We start from the raw sequence: 2,221 nt of genomic DNA, 5'->3' as shown, positions 1-2,221 counted from the left end.
GAATACCTGTTAAGAGACTGCGGGTTATATGGATCAGGGATTATTGTATCCGGAGATATAAACCTGCTCATGACAGGGTCATAGAGCCTGGCGTTGTAGTTATACAGCTCATATTCACTGTCAAGCTCCTGGCCGGTGTACCTGTATGCGGATTTAAATGTACCGCCATTGTACTCATTTCTAAAAAGTGTACCACCAAATGGCAGATAACCATTCTCTTCCAGAACCTGCCCCGTTTCATCTGTTACAAGGTTTATGTAGGGAAGGGGTCAATGGGAAGGGGTCAAATCTCCGTTTAGCTCTTTCAAATATTTATCAAAAGCTATTCGGAGATTTGACCCCTTTTTCCTTTTATAGCTTTCTCAAGCCAGTTCCTGGCTTTATCAGCCCCATCTTTTTTATGCACTGCTTCACCCATCTTAAAAAGGTTGTCTGATAAATCCTTTGTTGCAGCAGGACTTAAGCTGCCTTTATCCTTTGCTGCCTTTTCATAGGTATCAAGTATTTTAATGCCTGCATTATTGATGTCCCCTTTCTCCAGATACTCCTTTGCTTCTGAATTAAGGTTCATCAATGTTTTATCAGTTATCTTTTCCTGTGCATTTGAGATACTTATACAGCCAAACATAAAAACACAAACAATCACCCCTATTATCTTTTCTTTGCTGATTGCAGTCATACTCTGTTCCCTCTCTTATTGACGATGATCATCATGATTCTAAATCAAAATAAGCATAAAAATAATTGCTCGACAGCCTTGTTACCATTAGCTCTCAGAGTTTCTTAGTATCTTCTGGACCTCCCGCATTCGTCTTGATGACAGGAGATTATAGCATTGTCCCCTTTTTACACACTGTATTCACTCTTGATAAATAATATCATCGATCATAAATTTATTTTTTAGTTTAATAATTTTAATGATAAATACTTTTTTTTCATCTTCGTCAGGAGAATCGGAGCTTTTCAAGTAATACTCAGCAGTTATATAAATCGCATTATTTTCAAGTTTCTTTTCTAATACTACAAATCTATGTGCATGAGTTTCTGCTTGATATGCTTCATCACCATATGCCTCTAAATAATTCATACCATATTTTTTTTCGAATAATTTTTTATAATTATCAGTTAGCATTTCATAAGACTTTTTTACATCACCACTCTGCATAGAGTTAAAAAATATTTCTATTGTTTTATCGACTTCATCAATATTAGTAATATATTGATTTTCATTATCTGCAGCAATACATGCACTATTTATAAAAATTAAATATAAACTTAACAAAATGATTTTTTTCATATAACCTCCTAGTTTATTAGTAAGTTGGATATTTTAAATATTTACCCTGTTCATAATTTTTCCAAAATTCTGACCCATTCATATAATTATATCTATATGGGTTAATACCAATCTGTTCCATAAGAAGAGGATTTGAAGTAGAATACCTGGAATCAGTTCGCAAATCAACATGAACAAATCCTTTTCCCAATTCACTTATTTCAATTCCAGTAAATTTTTGTGACTGGCGCGCTAGATCTGCGGTTTCTTTATTTGATAGCATTTTACCATTTTTATCATACAACCTAAAATCAATTGCATTTCCAGTATAATGTTGACTAGTTTTGCTGTCACCAGGAAGATTTCTTGTTGTTCCGCGTTTCGATGTTGCTTCTAACGTAGTGTTAGTTTCACTAGTAAATTCTATTAGAGCTGACATTAAACTAGAGTTTATGCTGCCACCATTAAGATTAATAGAGGAGTTTCCGTTCAAATCCCACATGAATTGATCAACATTAGGTACAACCATAAGGTAAAACTCTTTTGATGTAAATATTATATCATCGATCTTTTTCCAGAAATCATCCATTAACGGTCCTGATGTTAGAGTAGCAGTACGAGAGCGAACTACATACCCCTTTTGGTACAATTCCCAGAGAGCAGGGCCAGCTAAAAGCCCAAAAAGACTCTCATTACCCTGGGTGCTAGGGAATGAATTCCACCAATCTACACTGCTCCATGGGTTAGAACCAGGTGCATAAACGCCTGCATAATTACCACTCGGGTCAACATATTTCAATGGATTATTCAAACAATAAGAATACCTGTTAAGAGACTGCGGGTTATATGGATCAGGGATTATTGTATCCGGAGATATAAACCTGCTCATGACAGGGTCATAGAGCCTGGCGTTGTAGTTATACAGCTCATATTCACTGTCAAGCT

4 protein-coding genes are annotated in these 2,221 nt (G+C 35.5%); all 4 read right to left on the bottom strand.

Annotation, left to right across the window (positions count from 1 at the left end):
• The coding region (locus GX654_19210; GenBank protein ID NLD38994.1) for a hypothetical protein at nt 1–257 on the bottom strand (257 nt) is incomplete at its 3' end.
• A 65-nt stretch (nt 258–322) separates the two neighbouring features.
• Complete coding sequence (locus tag GX654_19205) at nt 323–679, bottom strand: hypothetical protein (protein NLD38993.1); 357 nt, start codon at nt 677–679, stop codon at nt 323–325.
• A gap of 180 nt (nt 680–859) precedes the next feature.
• Nucleotides 860–1,297, bottom strand: coding sequence for a hypothetical protein (locus tag GX654_19200; protein ID NLD38992.1), 438 nt, complete (start codon nt 1,295–1,297; stop codon nt 860–862).
• Between the two features lie 16 nt (nt 1,298–1,313).
• The coding region (locus tag GX654_19195) for a hypothetical protein (GenBank protein ID NLD38991.1) at nt 1,314–2,221 on the bottom strand (908 nt) is incomplete at its 5' end.

Origin of the sequence: Desulfatiglans sp., from assembly GCA_012513605.1 — a bacterium.
Taxonomy (GTDB): domain Bacteria; phylum Desulfobacterota; class DSM-4660; order Desulfatiglandales; family HGW-15; genus JAAZBV01.
This window is presented reverse-complemented; position numbering and strand designations above follow the sequence as displayed.

Coding starts and splice junctions, on each gene's coding strand:
- GX654_19200 (NLD38992.1), bottom strand. CDS start 1,297: ATGAAAAAAATCATTTTGTTAAGTTTATATTTAATTTTTATAAATAGT.
- GX654_19205 (NLD38993.1), bottom strand. CDS start 679: ATGACTGCAATCAGCAAAGAAAAGATAATAGGGGTGATTGTTTGTGTT.